Annotated in this window: 14 protein-coding genes; 4 read left to right on the top strand and 10 right to left on the bottom strand. The window is 50.5% G+C overall.

What is annotated here, in order from left to right; translation table 11 throughout:
- Positions 1-286: 286 nt before the first annotated feature.
- Both G8768_RS07345 and G8768_RS07340 read left to right on the top strand, forming a co-directional pair.
- Positions 287-3,106: an autotransporter outer membrane beta-barrel domain-containing protein gene (locus G8768_RS07345; protein ID WP_166849172.1), complete on the top strand. Its 2,820-nt coding sequence runs from the start codon at positions 287-289 to the stop codon at positions 3,104-3,106.
- Positions 3,107-3,222: 116 nt separating this feature from the next.
- On the top strand, positions 3,223-3,804 hold the full coding sequence (locus G8768_RS07340) for a Crp/Fnr family transcriptional regulator (protein ID WP_166849174.1): 582 nt from the start codon (positions 3,223-3,225) through the stop codon (positions 3,802-3,804).
- Between the two features lie 52 nt (positions 3,805-3,856).
- Here G8768_RS07340 and G8768_RS07335 read toward each other — a convergent pair whose 3' ends face one another.
- The 5 genes from G8768_RS07335 to grpE all read right to left on the bottom strand — a co-directional run bounded on the left by G8768_RS07335 (position 3,857) and on the right by grpE (position 10,712).
- Positions 3,857-5,587: an AMP-binding protein gene (locus G8768_RS07335; protein ID WP_166849176.1), complete on the bottom strand. Its 1,731-nt coding sequence runs from the start codon at positions 5,585-5,587 to the stop codon at positions 3,857-3,859.
- 157 nt (positions 5,588-5,744) lie between these two features.
- Entirely contained in the window at positions 5,745-6,551 is an 807-nt protein-coding gene (dapB, locus tag G8768_RS07330) for a 4-hydroxy-tetrahydrodipicolinate reductase (RefSeq protein ID WP_166849178.1), read from the bottom strand.
- 169 nt (positions 6,552-6,720) lie between these two features.
- A complete protein-coding gene (dnaJ, locus tag G8768_RS07325; RefSeq protein ID WP_166849182.1) occupies positions 6,721-7,842 on the bottom strand; it encodes a molecular chaperone DnaJ in 1,122 nt (373 codons plus the stop codon).
- 177 nt (positions 7,843-8,019) lie between these two features.
- Entirely contained in the window at positions 8,020-9,951 is a 1,932-nt protein-coding gene (gene dnaK / locus G8768_RS07320; RefSeq protein WP_166849184.1) for a molecular chaperone DnaK, read from the bottom strand.
- Positions 9,952-10,124: 173 nt separating this feature from the next.
- Positions 10,125-10,712, bottom strand: a complete 588-nt coding sequence (gene grpE / locus G8768_RS07315) for a nucleotide exchange factor GrpE (RefSeq protein ID WP_341800984.1) — start codon at positions 10,710-10,712, stop codon at positions 10,125-10,127.
- 247 nt (positions 10,713-10,959) lie between these two features.
- On the opposite strand from grpE, the gene recN reads away from it, so the two are divergent.
- Positions 10,960-12,645, top strand: coding sequence for a DNA repair protein RecN (gene recN / locus G8768_RS07310; protein WP_166849188.1), 1,686 nt, complete (start codon positions 10,960-10,962; stop codon positions 12,643-12,645).
- Between the two features lie 70 nt (positions 12,646-12,715).
- Here recN and G8768_RS07305 read toward each other — a convergent pair whose 3' ends face one another.
- Together G8768_RS07305 and fur are read right to left on the bottom strand one after the other, a co-directional pair.
- Positions 12,716-13,276 carry a hypothetical protein gene (locus G8768_RS07305; RefSeq protein WP_166849190.1) on the bottom strand — a complete coding sequence of 187 codons (561 nt, stop codon included), beginning with the start codon at positions 13,274-13,276 and terminating at the stop codon, positions 12,716-12,718.
- 130 nt (positions 13,277-13,406) lie between these two features.
- Entirely contained in the window at positions 13,407-13,814 is a 408-nt protein-coding gene (gene fur, locus G8768_RS07300; protein WP_166849192.1) for a ferric iron uptake transcriptional regulator, read from the bottom strand.
- Between the two features lie 78 nt (positions 13,815-13,892).
- Between fur and G8768_RS07295 the strand changes: the two genes are divergently transcribed.
- Positions 13,893-14,243, top strand: a complete 351-nt coding sequence (locus G8768_RS07295) for an outer membrane protein assembly factor BamE (RefSeq protein WP_166849194.1) — start codon at positions 13,893-13,895, stop codon at positions 14,241-14,243.
- Positions 14,244-14,395: 152 nt separating this feature from the next.
- Here the strand turns inward: G8768_RS07295 and G8768_RS07290 are convergent, their stop codons facing one another.
- The 3 genes from G8768_RS07290 to G8768_RS07280 form a co-directional block, all read right to left on the bottom strand.
- On the bottom strand, positions 14,396-14,722 hold the full coding sequence (locus G8768_RS07290) for an RnfH family protein (RefSeq protein ID WP_166849196.1): 327 nt from the start codon (positions 14,720-14,722) through the stop codon (positions 14,396-14,398).
- 67 nt (positions 14,723-14,789) lie between these two features.
- The gene (locus G8768_RS07285; RefSeq protein WP_166849198.1) at positions 14,790-15,236 is read right to left on the bottom strand and encodes a type II toxin-antitoxin system RatA family toxin; all 447 of its coding nucleotides are present in this window, start codon (positions 15,234-15,236) and stop codon (positions 14,790-14,792) included.
- Between the two features lie 41 nt (positions 15,237-15,277).
- Complete coding sequence (locus G8768_RS07280; protein WP_166849200.1) at positions 15,278-16,738, bottom strand: sodium-dependent transporter; 1,461 nt, start codon at positions 16,736-16,738, stop codon at positions 15,278-15,280.
- Positions 16,739-16,787: the final 49 nt, after the last annotated feature.

Here is a 16,787-nt window from a genome sequence, read left to right as displayed (position 1 = left end):
CGTCTTAAGCGATTACTTACTTACCACAAGCCAGCCCAATCTGCTTGTCACGACAAACGTTATGGGTACAAGTATTAATATCTACAGGCTTAACAAAAACTTTAGAGGCATTTGGAGATTCTGCCGAGAAACCGCCCAATGGTTCATTGGGGAACAGGAGACAATCAGGCACCCCAATCACTAAATCTTGTGCTTATCTTTTGGGTGTGGGGCTCGGATAATGATAAAGTGCTACCTACGAGACGCACTCTAATACTAAAAACAAATTCTTTTGGCCGACATTCCCATGAAGTTATACCAAGTTGTAAGCGCATTACTTCTTCTTATATTAGGTTCTGTTGCGAAAGCTCAGGTTGTTATTAACTCCGCGACGATTTCGAGCCCGGTTATTGCCGGCGAGCCTGTTACTCTCACAGTGATTACCGAAAATTTGGGCAGCATCGGATTTAACGACATCGAGCTTGTCCACCTGAGCGGCCCCAGTGTCCCTGATTGGCAGACAAGTGATCCTAGCTGCTCTTTTGTGCCAGGAGAACCTGGCCCTGGTGGCCAAATTGTTGGAGGTGGTTTTGATTGTGGCGCCGCTCCTATTGAGGATGAACCTTCAGGATTGCGCAAACCCAATAAAAGAAACCCCACTAATGGCACCTTCAGCTCTCATCAGGCATCAGTGCCTGGTGGCAGCGCAAACCAATCCCAGTTTACCTTTAGTTTTGTCCCCGTCGAGGGCACCTATCAAATGGCAGTAAACTCTTTGGACTGTGGTGGACCATTACCTTGTAGCGTTGTTCTAAACTTCACTGCTGTCACCATCGATCCCGAGATTAATGCCACCCTGCAAACCTCGGTCAATGAAAACGATGGCCAGGCCACCTTGCGCTTCTCGCTGACCGAACCTGGCAATGAAGATATTTTCCTTGAAGTCAGCACCCGAAACGGCACCGCCATCGCCGGGGAAGATTTCCAGCAGGTTAATGAAACCGTTACCTGGATTGCCGGAGATGCCAGCGAAAAAACCGTCATCATTCCTATTCTGGATGACAACCGTTTTGAAGGTAATGAGAGCTTTAGCGTGGAGCTGGCTCAGGTTAACGCCAGCGTCCCGGTGAACGCGCCTCTGAGTTTTGACATCACCATTGCCGAGGATGACCCCGAGCCACCCGGCGTAATCAAATGGACCCAGACCGATTTTCAACTCAATGAAAACAGTGGCACGGTTACCCTGACCGCTGATCGCCTGGAAGGCGGTAACGGAGATATCAGCGTGAGCTACCAAGCCGTTTCTGACACCGCCACGGCCGGCGAAGATTTTGAAGCTGCCCAGGGAACTCTGGAATGGTTGAGCGGTGATCGCGAGCCCAAAACCGTTTCCATCACTATTATCAAAGACCTGCTGCAGGAAGAGACTGAACAATTCCGGGTAGAACTGAGCCAACCATTAGGTGGCGCTACGATTGCTGATCCAAGCGCTGTCACTCTGACAATCGGTGACATTCGCGACCCGCAAGCGCCCGATGTTGACGCCGGTGCAGACATCGAAGTAACGGATTTCGATGGTGATGGCGAAGTGGAAGTCAATCTCGACGCGTCGAACACTACATCATTGAACAGCGAAATCAGTAAAGTCGAGTGGATCTTCGAAGGCGAAGTGGTTGCAACCGGCATCAAAACGACAGCAGTTCTGCCCGTCGGCGAAAACCAGCTAACCGTTCGAGTGACTAATAACGCCGGCTTGGTGTCTGAGAAACTGCTCAACGTACTGGTGAAAGAGCAACGCAGCGAACCGACCGATACGCTTGCCAGCACTCCCGGCATTGACAGCAACGAACGCAGTCTCGCTGAAACACTGGATAGCTTGTGTCCGCGCTTGGCCGAAGCGGATCAACTGACTCCCCTGACCGGAGGCCAACGCAATCTTTTGACCCGATGTAATGGTTTGCTCGACCCTGATCTCAGTGACGAAGATCAAGCCGCAGCACTCCAGGCAATCGCCGGTGAAGAAGTGGCCGCGCTGTTGTCCGCCGCAACCGACTTTGCCAGTGTACAGCAGAGCAATATTCGCACCCGCCTGACCAAATTGCGCCGCGGTGGTCGCGGTATCGATTTAAGCGGCTTGAATATTCAAACCGACAGCGGAACCTTAAACGGAAAACTCATTGCCAGCGTCTTTGGCGACAAACTCGGCGGTGCCGCCAGTGCTGATGAAGACACCTATCTGCTGGAAAGTTCTCGATGGGGCGTTTTCCTGAACGGTAACATCCTGTATGGAGACAAAGATAAAACCGACAACCAAAACGGTTATGACCTGGATGTCAAAGGTCTAACTTTTGGTATGGATTATCGCATCACCGACAACACCGTTGCCGGTCTGGCCATAGGCTTTGCAGATACCGATCTCGATTACAAACAAAATGGCGGCACCATGGATGCCGAAAGCCAGTTTATTACGGCTTATGGCTCTTACTACGACGATAAGAACTATTATATCGACGTGAGTATTACCCGTGGTAACAGCGACTACGACATGCTGCGTCGGATTAACTATCAGGATATGTTTGGCGAGGTTAATACCGAGGCAAATTCCAGCACCAGCGGTCGCCAATTGCTGGCCACTTTCGATGCCGGTTATGACTTTATCAAAGGCTCCTGGATTATCGGCCCGAACCTTGGCGTTTCCTATAACAAAACCCATATTGATCAGTTCAGCGAGCGCGGTAACAGCGGCCTTGAACTGGCCTTTGGCCGACAGGAAGCCAGTGTTCATAGCGCCAGTGTGGGCTGGCACAGTTCCTACACCATGCTCAGAGACTGGGGCGTTTTGACGGCACAGTTCAATGGTAACTACTACCGTGATTTCAAAAATAAAGACGATGAAATCTCGGTTGCATTTGTGCATGATCCGTTTTCAAACAGCAGCAACCCGCTGGTGCCGATTATTGTTCGCACCGACGAAATTGATAAAAGCTATATGAGTTTCAATCTGGGATTAGCCGCACAATTCCAGCACGGTTTATCCGGCTTTATTGATTACCGTTACCTTGCAGGCGCCAGCAACATCAGTTCGGCTGAATTCAGTTTTGGCATGCGCTACGAGTTGAAGTTTTAAATACTTCAGTAAGCGTAACGTTAATCCTTTCACAAAGCCGCCCAATGGGCGGCTTTTTATTGCCCAAGGAAAAAGCCTGTTTTACACTGCCGGCCTGTGTTTTCAGGTTTTTCATTATGAGTCATAGCCTATTATCGAACTACACATTAAGCCCCGCGCTGACCAACCCCTTGCTCTGGCCTCTGCTGGAAAGTATTGGCCAGGAAAAGAGAGTTATCGCGGGCACACAATTGTTCGCCGCCAATAGCGAGCCTCAGTACTGTTATGTCATTCTGGAAGGTTTGTTGCGACAATATTATCCCAGTGCCCAAGGCAGGGAGCGCAATAAAAACTTTTTCAGGGAAGGTCAACTCGCCGGCTCTCTGAGTGCCTGGCTGACACAAAGCAGCTGCCCATATGAGCTGCAGGCCTTGGAAGACAGCACACTCTGGGAGATGCCCATCAATCAGTTGCGCAAACTGCAAAACGAAAAAAGTATTCAGGACATGCTGGACAAAACCACTCGTGAACTATTTCTACGCAATGAACAACGTGAAGCCGTCCTGCTGACAAAATCGGGAGAAGAACGTTATCAGTGGCTGCTGAGTAACGAATCCTGGATTGCTGAACGCTTACCCCAATATCATATCGCCAGTTATCTGGGGATGGATGCAGTAAGTCTTTCGCGCCTTAAAGCCAAACTGAAAACCACAAACTAAGGCGCACTTTAATTCTTGGTTTTCAGCTCTTCTTTTCACATCATAAAATCATTTAACGCTTTAGGTTCAATTCCCGAGCCAGTTTATCTACCGCGACTTCCAGCTCATCAGATAGCGCCTGCTCAAACTTCAGGGCCATCTCACCGCTGTCGAGAATACAAACTTCAAACGTGGGTAATTTCTCTGCCAGATCACCCAACAATTCTTTGATGGTTCTTTCAGTTGCCGCTGCGCGTAAGCTGGGCTTATGCACTTTACCCACAGCAGTCACCGGCAAAGCGTCAAGAATTTCAATAAACTTCGGGCAAGCGGGCCGCTCCGCGATAGTGTCCATCGCGTAACTCATTAACTCCTGTTCTGAGACAGAATGACCATCGTACAGTTGCACATACGCGACCGGTAATTCACCGGCATAGGCATCCGGGCGCCCCACCGCTGCGGCAAGCGATACCGCAGGATGTTGTTCCAGGCAATTTTCAATCAAGGCCGGATCAATATTATGGCCACTACGAATGATCAAATCTTTGGCTCGACCGGTAATGAACAAATAACCATCTTTATCGATATGGCCAAGATCACCTGTGTGTAGCCATCCGTCTTGCAGAGGATTGTCATCCCGCCCCAAATACCCCGAAAACACCACATCACCACGAACCAGCAATTCACCGCTGTCGCCAGCGCTTTCCGCGCCGTTAATTCGCAAGTCAATCAGGTCACTGACATAGCCCGCGCTGCCGGGCACTGTTGGTTTTTGTATATTGGGCATTGCAATGGCGCCTGCGCACTCGGTCATGCCGTAAATTTGATACAACTCCAGACCTAAAACAGATTTCACATCGTGGCACAGCGCTGCAGGAACGGGAGAGCCCCCTGAAATCAAATATTTTAAAGAAGAAACATCCGCATCGACGGGCACATTCACCATAGATGCCACCGAGGTGGGAATTCCACCACTGACCGTCACCTTATACCTTTCCACCATTCGCCAATGGGCTTGTACAACATTTGGGTCACGGAAGCCTGCAATGGTCGGTAAAACAATTTCAATGCCCGCACACAAACAGGAAAGGCCGTTAATCATTGAACCGGCGACATGAAACAGCGGTAAGCCACTCATTACCACATCACCGGTTTCAAGATTCATACTCTCATGATGCAGGGCCACACAAGCGAGTTGGTTACGCTGGGCATTCTGAGCCAACTTTGGAGTTCCGGTTGTGCCGCCCGTGTGAAAATAAGACGCCATATCATCCAAACCAGGCAACTCATCCTCTGCCAAGGCATCTGCTGAGTAACCTCCCAACAGCTGTTCAAAAAGCTCGTAGGATTCAGCGGGAAAAAATACCGGAAGCAAGGTTACGGGTTTCGATAAACGTTTGGCAACGGCTTCAGCTTTCTGCCAAATATCACTGACCGGATTCGGCCCCAACGCCATCAACACATCCGTACCTGCCGCCTCCATCAACTGAACCAGAGCATCTTCGTTTAACAGTGGATTCAATGGGTTCGCAACGCCCGCTGTTTCCGCCCCCCACATAATCGCATGGGCCTGCGGGATATTCGGCAACAAAAAGGAACACACGGGGCGATCACTCTGACTGCGGTCGCGCAACAGTCTCGACACGCGACGAATATTGTCCAATAGCTCCCCATAGCTCCAGGACAGGTCCTGAAAATCGTCATTGAGATCGATGACTAAACGCAGCGCAACAGCTTCTGGCCGCTTTTCAGCAACCGCGTTCAGATAATGGTAGATAGAGGGATGGGAATAGCTAATGGACATAAATCACCGCGTTTTTCTTGTTGTATTTGTGTTAGCGTTTGTTGATATAAAATCATCTTGCACTAGATACAGCATTCTGACGCAGTTAAAGATTGTCCCGCAATAGCATTTGTTAAGGGCGGGAGCCAAATACAGCCCCCGCTTTGAAAGAAGGTGATTATTTCAGACCAAGCACATCGCGCATATCGTAAAAACCGGCTGGCTGACCAGCCATCCAGGCTGCCGCTCGAACGGCTCCGCGAGCAAAAGCCATACGACTGGATGCCTTGTGGGTGATTTCAATGCGCTCTCCGTCCGCCATAAACATCACCGTGTGATCGCCAACCACATCACCACCACGAACGGTTGCAAAACCAATAGTGTCTCGATCACGAGCGCCCGTCTGCCCTTCGCGACCATACACAGCCACTTTGTCGAGATCCCGATTCAGACTGTCTGCCACCGCTTCACCCATTGCCAAAGCGGTCCCCGAAGGAGCATCCACTTTATGACGATGGTGGGCTTCGTAAATTTCCACATCGTATTCGTCGCCCAAAATCTTAGCGGCCTGTTCAAGCAACTTCAGACAAACATTCACACCCGTGCTGTAATTCGCCGCGATACACAGCGCCATTTGGTTTTGCATCGCTTGCAACTGAGCTTTTTGTTCGTTATCAAAACCGGTTGTCCCCACAACCAAGGCCTTGCCATGCTCAGAACACTGGCGAGCATTCTCCAAAGTTGCCACCGGAGCAGTAAAGTCGATCACCGCATCAACCTGCTCAATCACCTTACCCAGATCATCGACAATAATGACGCCGTTTTTCCCCAGGCCTGCAAGCTCTCCGGCATCGCTACCAATCAAACTGCTACTGGGATGTTCTACCGCCGCGACAAGTTCGGCATTGGCACTCTGACTGATGGCTTCAATCAACATGCGCCCCATGCGCCCGACGGCTCCGGTAACGGCAATTTTTGCACTCATAATGATTCCTGCTATGGCTATCAAGTATTTATTAAAGACTGGGGATTATATCGCAATGCCTAGCGATGACCAGCCAAAGCCACCCGCATAAGGCCGCCATCTTAGGGCTGGATAACGGGCACAAAAAAGCCCGGTCGGGCCGGGCTTTCAGTCAAAATCGGATCCAGGCTTAGTTGAAGAAATTCTTCATGCCTTCAAACCAGGAACTCTGGCGCGGTGAGTTGGTGTCGCCTGTCATACTGGCTTGTAACTCACGCAGCAGCTCTTTTTGTTTGCTGGACAGATTCACTGGCGTTTCCAGAACCACTCGACACAACAAATCACCAGCTGAACCACCACGTACCGGAACCACGCCTTTGCCACGCAAGCGGAACAGCTTGCCGGTTTGTGTTTCTGCCGGTACTTTTAGCTTCACGCGCCCATCCAAGGTCGGTACTTCCAGTTCGCCACCCAATGCCGCATCGACAATGCTAATTGGGACTTCGCAGTAAAGGTTTTTACCTTCGCGCTGGAAGATTTCATGTTCTTTCACCGAAACCTGCACATAAAGGTCACCCGGAGGGCCACCGGCCTCACCGGCTTCACCTTCACCGGTCAGGCGAATGCGATCACCGGTATCAACACCTGCAGGTACTTTTACCGACAGGGTCTTGGTTTCTTCTACACGGCCCTGACCACCGCAATCGCGGCAGGGATCAGAAATGATCTGGCCCTTACCATGACAGTTCGGACAGGTTTGCTGCACGGAGAAAAAGCCTTGGGTCATGCGTACCTGACCCATGCCACCACAGGTGCCACAGGTGGTTGGCTTACTGCCTTCTTTTGCACCAGAACCGTCACAGGTTCCACAATGCACCAGAGTTGGTACTTTAATTTTTACTGACGTTCCCTGAACGGCTTTCTCAAGATCCAACTCCAGGGTGTAACGCAAATCTGCACCGCGAGCTGGCCCACCGCGGCCACGGCCACCACCACCGGCGCCGCCAAAAATATCACCAAAGACATCGCCAAAGATATCACTGAAATTACCGAAGCCCTGGCCGCCGCCCATACCGCCCTGGCTTGGGTCAACACCGGCATGACCGTACTGATCATAAGCTGCGCGCTTTTGTGCATCGGATAAAATTTCATAGGCCTCACTGGCCTCTTTGAATTTATCTTCAGCCGCTTTGTCGTCCGGGTTTCGGTCGGGATGATATTTCATCGCCACACGGCGATAAGCTTTTTTCAGATCTTTTTCTGAAACACCTCGATCAACACCGAGCACTTCATAATAATCACGTTTGGACATAGTGACTCTTCAGCTAATTGCTTGTTTGCTATTTCTTTTGGTCAACTCAACACTGATTCAATGCATCAGATGTTCGACTAATCTCTCTGTCTTATTGCGCTCTCGTTTAAAGCGCCAAGACGAAAACGGGAGGCCAAGCCGTACAGCCGCCTCCCGTTGTCAGCGAAGGGCTAAGGATTACTTATTGTCATCCTTAACTTCTTCGAACTCAGCTTCAACAACGCCGTCGTCTTCAGGCTGAGCCTGCTGCTGAGCACCGGCATCCGCACCAGCAGCTTCCGCTTGAGCCGCTTGTTCGGCGTACAACTTCTGAGCCAGAGAACTGGAAGCTTCGGTCAACTTGTTGGTTGCAGCTTCCATGGCTTCCTTGTCGTCACCTTTAACAGCTTCTTCGGCTTCCGCAAGCGCAGCTTCGATGGCCGCCTTCTCTTCATCAGTGGCCTTGTCGCCAGCTTCTTCAACAGTTTTCTTGGTTGCATGAATCAAACCTTCCAAAGTGTTGCGTGTTGTTACCAACTCTTCGAACTGTTTGTCCGCTTCAGCATTCGCTTCAGCGTCGTTAACCATTTGATCGATTTCTTCATCGCTCAAACCGGAAGAAGCTTTAATAACAATCGACTGTTCTTTACCGGTGGCTTTGTCTTTGGCGCCAACGTTCAAAATACCGTTCGCATCAATATCAAAAGTCACTTCAATTTGTGGCATACCGCGCTGAGCCGGAGGAATGTCCGCCAGATCGAAACGGCCCAGAGACTTGTTCTGGGAAGCCTGTTTACGCTCGCCCTGTACCACGTGAATGGTTACCGCTGTCTGGTTATCTTCCGCCGTGGAGAATACCTGAGACTTCTTGGTCGGGATGGTGGTGTTTTTATCAATCAACGGGGTCGCAACACCGCCCATGGTTTCAATACCCAGAGTCAGTGGAGTAACGTCCAGCAACAATACGTCTTTAACATCACCGGCCAGTACCGCACCTTGAATCGCCGCGCCCATGGCAACCGCTTCATCAGGGTTAACGTCTTTACGAGGCTCTTTACCAAAGAACTCAGCCACTTTTTCCTGAACCAGTGGCATACGGGTTTGGCCGCCCACCAGGATCACATCGTCAATCTCGCCAACAGACAGATCGGCATCTTCCAAAGCGGTTTTCACTGGCTTCAAAGAGTTAACCACCAGATCTTCAACCAGAGATTCCAGCTTGGCGCGGGTCATTTTCACAACCAAGTGCTTGGGACCCGTCGCATCAGCGGTGATGTAAGGCAGGTTCACTTCAGTTTGCTGGGAAGAAGACAATTCGATCTTGGCTTTTTCAGCCGCTTCTTTTAAACGTTGCAGAGCCAATGGGTCGTTGTGCAGATCGATGCCGTTTTCTTTCTTGAACTCATCGGCCAAGTACTCGATCAAACGCAGGTCGAAATCTTCACCACCCAGGAAGGTGTCACCGTTGGTGGCCAGTACTTCGAACTGGTGCTCGCCATCAACATCGGCAATTTCAATAATAGAGATATCGAACGTACCGCCACCCAGGTCGTATACCGCGATGGTGCGATCACCCTGAGCTTTGTCCATGCCATAAGCCAGTGCCGCTGCGGTTGGCTCGTTGATAATGCGCTTAACGTCCAGACCTGCAATTTTACCGGCGTCTTTGGTCGCCTGACGCTGGGAATCGTTAAAGTAAGCCGGTACGGTAACGACCGCTTCGGTTACTGTTTCGCCCAGATAGTCTTCGGCGGTTTTCTTCATCTTCTTCAGAACTTCAGCAGAAATCTGTGGCGGCGCTTTCGCATCACCTTTTGCTTCTACCCAGGCATCACCGTTATCGGCCGCTACAATTTTGTAAGGCACCATGGAGATGTCTTTCTGAACCACGTCGTCTTTGAACTTACGACCAATCAAACGCTTAACCGCAAACAAGGTGTTTTGCGGGTTAGTCACAGACTGGCGCTTGGCGCTCTGGCCAACCAGCACTTCACCGTCGTCGGTAAAGGCCACAATAGAAGGTGTGGTGCGATCGCCTTCGGCGTTCTCGATCACCTTAGGTTTATCGCCTTCCAGAACGGATACACACGAGTTGGTGGTACCCAAGTCAATTCCGATAATTTTTCCCATGGAATTTCTCCAATTTCACTGGCGGCCACGCCGCCTTGATCAATACAAATGTTTGTTACGTTAGAGCCCTGTGGCTCTGCTTCATTGGCCTTGCTTGCTATATGGGATCAGATTTCCCCAGTTCAAGGCCTTGTCTCTATCTTTGAGTAACTTTTCGTCAGCCCAAATAAGGATTAAGGCGCCTTGGCAACCACAACCATGGCAGGGCGAACCAAACGACCATGCAAGGTATAGCCCTTCTGGAAAACGTCCATTACTGTGTTGGGCTCGACATCCGGGTTCGGTACCATGGTCATAGCCTGGTGATACTCAGGATCAAAGGGCTCACCGGCCGGGTCGATCGCTTCAACATTGTGACGTTTCAGGCCATCCTGCATGGATTTCAGGGTCAACTCGATACCTTCACGAGCCGCCTTCAAGCCCTCATCCTCGGCATCCATGGAAGCCAGTGCGCGCTCAAGGTTATCGATCACAGTCAGCATATCGCCAACAAATTTCTCCAAACCGAATTTATGGGCCTTTTCAACGTCCTGCTCGGCGCGGCGACGCACATTGTGCATTTCGGCCTGGGTACGCAGTTCCTGATCTTTCAGCTTGCCAATCTGGTTTTGCAGCTCTTCGATCTGCATCACCAATTCAGCCGGATTGACATCCTCAACACGCTCTTCAGAGGCATCGACCTCTTCAGTAGGCTCTACGGCATCATGGGCATCAGTTGAAGCGTCGGCTTCCACATTAGGGTTTTGCTCTTCTGAGGACACAGCTATCTCCATCTATAAAAGGCGGTTATGGGGGATCGACATGACAATGCACCCTGGCCATAACCAATGATTTCTATCTGACAGCATATATGGGGACATTTTCGTCGGCTTCAACAGTACAAAGCGGTCGGAAACAGCACTTTCGCTCAGTATTTATTGATCAAATATTGGCAGCCAGCCAAAACTACTGTATAAACACACAGTAAAGATTCTGGACAGCCGAGATTCTAGTGAGGAGGAGCGGGATATGCTCACCCAGCTCAGTATTAACAACATTACTCTGGTAGACAGCCTTGATCTGGAACTCGACCAGGGCCTGACGGCGATCACCGGCGAAACCGGTGCTGGTAAATCCATTCTTCTCAATGCTTTGGGACTGGCCATCGGCGAGCGTGCCGATGCGGATAAAGTCCGCAAAGGTGCCAGCAAAGCGGATGTCTACGCCAACTTTGATATCAGCCAGTTGCCCGCAGCCCAGAAATGGCTCCAGCGCCATGAACTCGACAGCGGCTCGAGTGAAGGCGCTCTTGATGAGGAATGCCTTCTGCGCCGCGTTCTATCCGCCGAGGGTCGCAGCCGAGCCTATATCAATGGCAACCCTGTCACCTTGCAACAGCTCAAGGGGCTGGGTGAACTGTTAATCGACATTCACGGCCAGCATGAACACCAATCTCTGCTTAAAAAAGAACACCACCGTCGGCTGCTGGACAATTTTGGCTCCCTAAAACCCTTACTGGAAAAACTGAAGCAGGCCTTTAAAGACTACCGCCTGTCTCAGCAACGCTTTATCGAACGGCGAGACAATGCCGAAGAGATCAGCGCCCGTCATCAGTTGCTCAGTTATCAGGTATCGGAATTGGATGAACTTGATTTGAATGAGGACGAGCTGGAAAAGCTGGAACAGGAACAGCAACAATTGGCGAATGCCGAAGACACTTTGCATAAATGCCAGCAAGTCGCCAACCTGTGCGAAGGCGAAAGTGAATTCAGTCTGCGCCAGGGCTTAAATCAATGTTTGCAATTGCTCTCTGAGATCAACGGCAAGAGCACATCATTGAGCGAAGCTGAAAATATGCTGGGCCAGGCCCTGATACAACTGGAAGAAGCCAACGGGGAAATTCAACGTCATGTAGACGGCTTCGAGGCCGACCCCGAGCGCTTGCACGAACTGGAAAACCGTTTGAGCCGCATTTATGACATTGCCCGCAAACATCGCATCGACCCATCTGAACTCAGTGAACTCCACCAACAGCTGAGCGAAGAACTGGCCTCTCTGGGCAACGTCGATGAAGACCTGGATCAACTGCAACAACAATCCGAGGCAGCACTGAAACACTACAAGGAACTGGCGGCGAAGCTTCGTCAAAAACGTCAGGCAGCTGCCAAGAAACTGCAAGCCCAGGTCAATAAGCAACTTGAAAACCTGGCCATGTCCAATGCCTTCTTTGAGATAGCGTTAAGACCAATCGATGAACCGAGCAGCAAAGGCAGCGAGGAAATCGAATTTCTGATTGCCACCAATCCCGGCCAGGATCCCAAACCTCTGGGTAAAATTGCTTCCGGTGGCGAGCTGTCGCGCATCAGCCTGGCCATTCAGGTGGTCACAGCCCAAACCAGTGCAGCGGCCACGTTGGTATTTGATGAAGTGGATGTGGGTATCGGCGGAGCGACCGCCAATGTTGTTGGTCAAATGCTGCGTCAACTTGGAGAGCGCTGCCAGGTATTGTGTGTTACTCACCTTCCCCAAGTGGCCAGCAAAGCCCATCAACATCTGCAAGTCAGCAAGACCACCGATAAAGCAGGCGCTGCATCTTCTTTGTCCAAGCTCGAAGACGATGAGCGCATTTCGGAAATTGCTCGTATGCTCGGCGGCGAAGCCAGCAGTGAACAGGCGGTAGCCCATGCCAAGGAAATGCTCTCAACCGTACACTGAGCCGCAAATACACCGACATTAAAAAACCCGGCCTTGGCCGGGTTTTTTAATGTCGCGCTACAACGATTTTTTACTCTTCGTTGGCAGGCGCTTCGTCACGCAACTGTTCGTACTGGTTCGGATCCAGATACATCAGTTTTACACCCAAAGCCAATTTGCGGTCACGCTCTTTGATGGGCTCAATCGCCATAACCATCACATTGTAACGGCCGTCCTGGTCTTCAGTCACACCCGGCAAATGCAGCAAAGCACTGCCTGTGCTTTCTTCGGTCAGAATATTCAAATCGCCTTTGGCATCCAGAGTCTGCCCAATCAAACTGATAGTGGCACGAACTGAAGCTTCAAAAGACGGGAAGTTAAACGGACCACGGAATTCGCTGTAGTCCAATCTGATCTTCATTGGTAGATCCAGCTTTTCTTCAACACCGGTATCTTTATGGGTAACAGTCAGAGTCAGTACACCGACATTCAGGCCCTTACCAGATTTCAGATCTTTCAAGGCCATCTTGGCTTTATCTTTCGCCTGTACCACAAAAGTTTGGTACAAAATGCGGCAGGCCAAATCACTGACCTGAACCAGATTCAATTGAAAGTTACGGGCCGGGGCCGCTGTTTTTTGTTCTTCTGCCATAAAAAATATCTACTCTTTATTACCACTTGGGCCCACGCCGGAGAGCTGCTTCATCGTAAATCTGTATATGCCGCCCTACAAACTAAAATGGGGCTCAATATGCCCCATTTTGATCAACCCCAACGGTCGATTACTCTTTTGGTTTTACGTAAAGCACCAGGCTGTGACCAACAATCTCGTAACCATGCTCTTCAGCGATGGCATCCTGAAGACGTTCAATTTCTTCGTTATGGAACTCTATCACTCGTCCAGTGTCCGTACAAACCATGTGGTCATGATGATCACCACGAGCCAACTCAAACACTGAATGACCGCCATCAAAATTATGACGAACCACCAAGCCTGCGCCCTCAAACTGAGTGAGAACCCGATACACCGTTGCCAAACCAACGTCTTCACCGGCTTCCATCAGCGACTTATAAACGTCTTCAGCGCTCATGTGGTGCTGTTCCGAGGATTCAAGAATTTGCAGGATCTTAACCCGAGGCAAGGTTACCTTAAGTCCAGCCTTACGTAATTCCTGGTTTTCAACAGCCATTTTTCCCCCAAGAGTCTTCTCAGTATTGAATAAGTTCAGGTATTATCTCCTATTAGTCTAACGAAGTGGAAGCCCTTCATGCAAAAAGCCGTAAAGCTCAGTATCGCCGCCGCCTGTCTCCTCATGATCAGCGCCTGTTCCTACCTGAAATTCCCCGGGGTATACACTCTGGACATCCAACAGGGGAATATCATTACTCAAGACATGGTTGATCAGCTGAAGCCTGGCATGACCAAGCGTCAGGTTCGTTTTGTTCTGGGCACCCCCTTGATTACCGACACCTTCACCCCGGACCGCTGGGACTATTACTACAGCCTGAAAGACGCTAACGGTAAACTCACGAAAGAGCGACTCACCGTGTTTTTTGATGAGGAAGATAAACTGGCACGCTTTAGCGGTGACTTCCGCGCTGAAAACGGCGACAGCTAATCACCCAAGCTCGACAGTGGTACCAGGCGGTATTGACCAACCGTACCTGAAAATAGCATTGGGAATTAATTGCATTCAAAAAAAGAGCCGCGCTGCAAAAGCAACGCGGCTCTTTTTGTATCTCTGAAATCCTCACCAAGCTGGCGTTTGAATTACTCTGCGCCCTCTCCCGCTGCCTTCGCAGCCCGACGACGACGAACCTCTTTCGGGTCGGCAATCAGGGGACGATAGATCTCTACTCTGTCCCCTTCTTTAAGCAGGTGCTCATGAGCCTTTAGCAAACCTTTGGTGCCGAGACTCTGGCCAAAAATACCCATCTTCGCGGTATCCGGATCGATCTCTGGAAAGATCTGGCAAATCCCGGATTTTTTCACAGCTTGCAAAGCTGTCGTGCCCGGCTCAACCAACAGAGAAACTATTTTTTGTTTGTCCGGTAAAGCGTAAGCAACTTCCACAGCAATGGTTTCGATATCACTCATGTTAATGACTCATAATTTTGATTTCGTGGTGACAATAAAATTCAGTTTTCAATCCGATTACGATCAACTATAACGTGCTTGGACCGTAAACATTCTCAGCCCGCTGGCAAAGCGATGCCACCTGTTGATTGGCGACCTTTTCAAACAATTTTCCCGCCGCCAATTGCAAAACAGCATTATCAAATGCAAAACGCAAGCTCAGCTCCACTTTACAGGCAGAGTCAGTCAGCGCCTTAAAACGCCACTGGCCTGAAAATTCCGAGAACGGCCCTTCGACCAACTCCATCGTCATGCAGCTGGGTTCAATCAAAGTATTACGCGTGGTGAATTCCTGCTTGATTCCCGCTTGGGACAAACGCAAAGTTGCCACCACATAATCGTCACCGCGCTCCAACACTTCGGAAGCAACGCAACCCGCCATGAACTGAGGATAGGATTCAATATCCCCCACCAGCTCGAACATTTGCTCCTGGGAATAAGCCACCAGGGCACTGCGCTCAATTTCAGTGGCCATCTATACGTCCATCACATTCAACTTTTCAAACCTGACAATATTCACAACAACCAGTTTTGCAACATCGGCATAATGAAAATTGCATAGATCAATAACGGGGCGCCGTATTTTAACAGCAGAAGCCAGGCTTGAAAGCGCCATTTGGATTCCTGCTGAAATGCTTCGCGAGCCTTCTCGACGGGCAATAACCATCCAACAATCACCGCCATCGTTAAACCCACAATCGGCATCAAAACATTGGCAGTGAGGTAGTCTAGCAGCTCGGAGAAATTCAAACCGTCCAACAGATCCACTTGTTGCCACTGGTTAAAGGACATCACCACACCCAGCCCCAATGTCCAGCAAACCGTTCCGGTAAAAATCGCCCCCTGATAACGCGGCCAACCGCGATCCTGCATGTGAGCAACCAAAGGTTCCATTAAGGGAACAATTGAACTCAGAGCCACCGCAACCACAGCGATGTAAAACCAGTTGGCCAGAGAAAAGCCGCCGGGCATCGAGCCGAAGACCGCAGGCAAAGAAACAAAGAGTGATTCAGGCCCCGCAGCCGGTGCCTGCTCGGGAATCGACATCAACAGAGGTAATGCAACCAATCCCGCCAGCACCGCCATCAATAAATCCAGTACACTGATTCGCAATACCAGCCGCCCCATCTGACTGCCCTTTGGCAGATAGCCGCTGTACGTCATGATAACGCCCAGGCCGACTCCCAGCGTCAGAAAGCCGTGCCCCAGTGCGAGCAAAACAGAAGTCCAGGTAAAATCTTCAGGACGAAAAACAAACATCCATTCCAGAGCGTGGCTAAAATCGTCCAGTGAGGAGAGCTGGTATACCAGAGCCAACATAATAATAAACATCGCCGGCACCAGAATTTTTAACACCCAGGCGAGAACCCGAATACCGGCCGCAACCAGAGCTACCGCTGCCAGCATCATAACGCTGTGCCAGCCCAGCATGGTGGTTTGATCCAGCAGAAAGCGATCAAAATCCGCACGACTGCTGGCAAAGCTGATCCCCTCAAAGCGATGTTCCAACGCCATGCTTAAAAATTCCAGGCCCCAACCACCCATCACACTGTAGATGGGTAAAATCAGCAAACTTGCGGCAATCACCAGGTACCCAATCAAGCGCCACCAACTGGAAATGCCTGCCAGCTGGGCAACCGACGCCACCGCAATTACGGGATTTCCGCGCCCCAAACGACCGATCAATAATTCGGCAAGCATGATGGGAACCGCCAGAATAATTACGCACAGCAAATACACCAACAGAAACAGACCCCCGCCATGCTCACCCACTAAATAGGGGAAGCGCCATAAATTGATCAGGCTGACGGCAGCACCGGTTGCTCCCCACACAAATGGCCAATAGCCTAACCAGCGCTGCTCATTGGCATCGCTTTGCGGTTCAGGTGGGGAAGAAACTGTGCTTTCAAGGGTTTCGCTCATGGGAGGGATGCTACCATAATCACTGTGCCATTCCTGCTTCAATTGCTCCTTCATTACCTTTCTTATGGCCTCTTGGGGCACTCTTTCCGGGAAGAGTTAATAG

It is taken from the genome of Pseudoteredinibacter isoporae, assembly GCF_011602085.1.
GTDB classification, from domain to species: domain Bacteria; phylum Pseudomonadota; class Gammaproteobacteria; order Pseudomonadales; family Cellvibrionaceae; genus Pseudoteredinibacter; species Pseudoteredinibacter isoporae.
Note: the sequence above shows the minus strand (reverse complement) of the source record. Positions and strands in the feature narration are given on the sequence as shown.

Coding starts and splice junctions, on each gene's coding strand:
- G8768_RS07280 (WP_166849200.1), bottom strand. CDS start 16,738: ATGAAGGAGCAATTGAAGCAGGAATGGCACAGTGATTATGGTAGCATC.
- fur (WP_166849192.1), bottom strand. CDS start 13,814: ATGGCTGTTGAAAACCAGGAATTACGTAAGGCTGGACTTAAGGTAACC.
- dnaK (WP_166849184.1), bottom strand. CDS start 9,951: ATGGGAAAAATTATCGGAATTGACTTGGGTACCACCAACTCGTGTGTA.
- G8768_RS07285 (WP_166849198.1), bottom strand. CDS start 15,236: ATGGCCACTGAAATTGAGCGCAGTGCCCTGGTGGCTTATTCCCAGGAG.
- recN (WP_166849188.1), top strand. CDS start 10,960: ATGCTCACCCAGCTCAGTATTAACAACATTACTCTGGTAGACAGCCTT.
- G8768_RS07335 (WP_166849176.1), bottom strand. CDS start 5,587: ATGTCCATTAGCTATTCCCATCCCTCTATCTACCATTATCTGAACGCG.
- G8768_RS07340 (WP_166849174.1), top strand. CDS start 3,223: ATGAGTCATAGCCTATTATCGAACTACACATTAAGCCCCGCGCTGACC.
- G8768_RS07290 (WP_166849196.1), bottom strand. CDS start 14,722: ATGAGTGATATCGAAACCATTGCTGTGGAAGTTGCTTACGCTTTACCG.
- G8768_RS07305 (WP_166849190.1), bottom strand. CDS start 13,276: ATGGCAGAAGAACAAAAAACAGCGGCCCCGGCCCGTAACTTTCAATTG.
- dapB (WP_166849178.1), bottom strand. CDS start 6,551: ATGAGTGCAAAAATTGCCGTTACCGGAGCCGTCGGGCGCATGGGGCGC.
- dnaJ (WP_166849182.1), bottom strand. CDS start 7,842: ATGTCCAAACGTGATTATTATGAAGTGCTCGGTGTTGATCGAGGTGTT.
- G8768_RS07345 (WP_166849172.1), top strand. CDS start 287: ATGAAGTTATACCAAGTTGTAAGCGCATTACTTCTTCTTATATTAGGT.
- G8768_RS07295 (WP_166849194.1), top strand. CDS start 13,893: ATGCAAAAAGCCGTAAAGCTCAGTATCGCCGCCGCCTGTCTCCTCATG.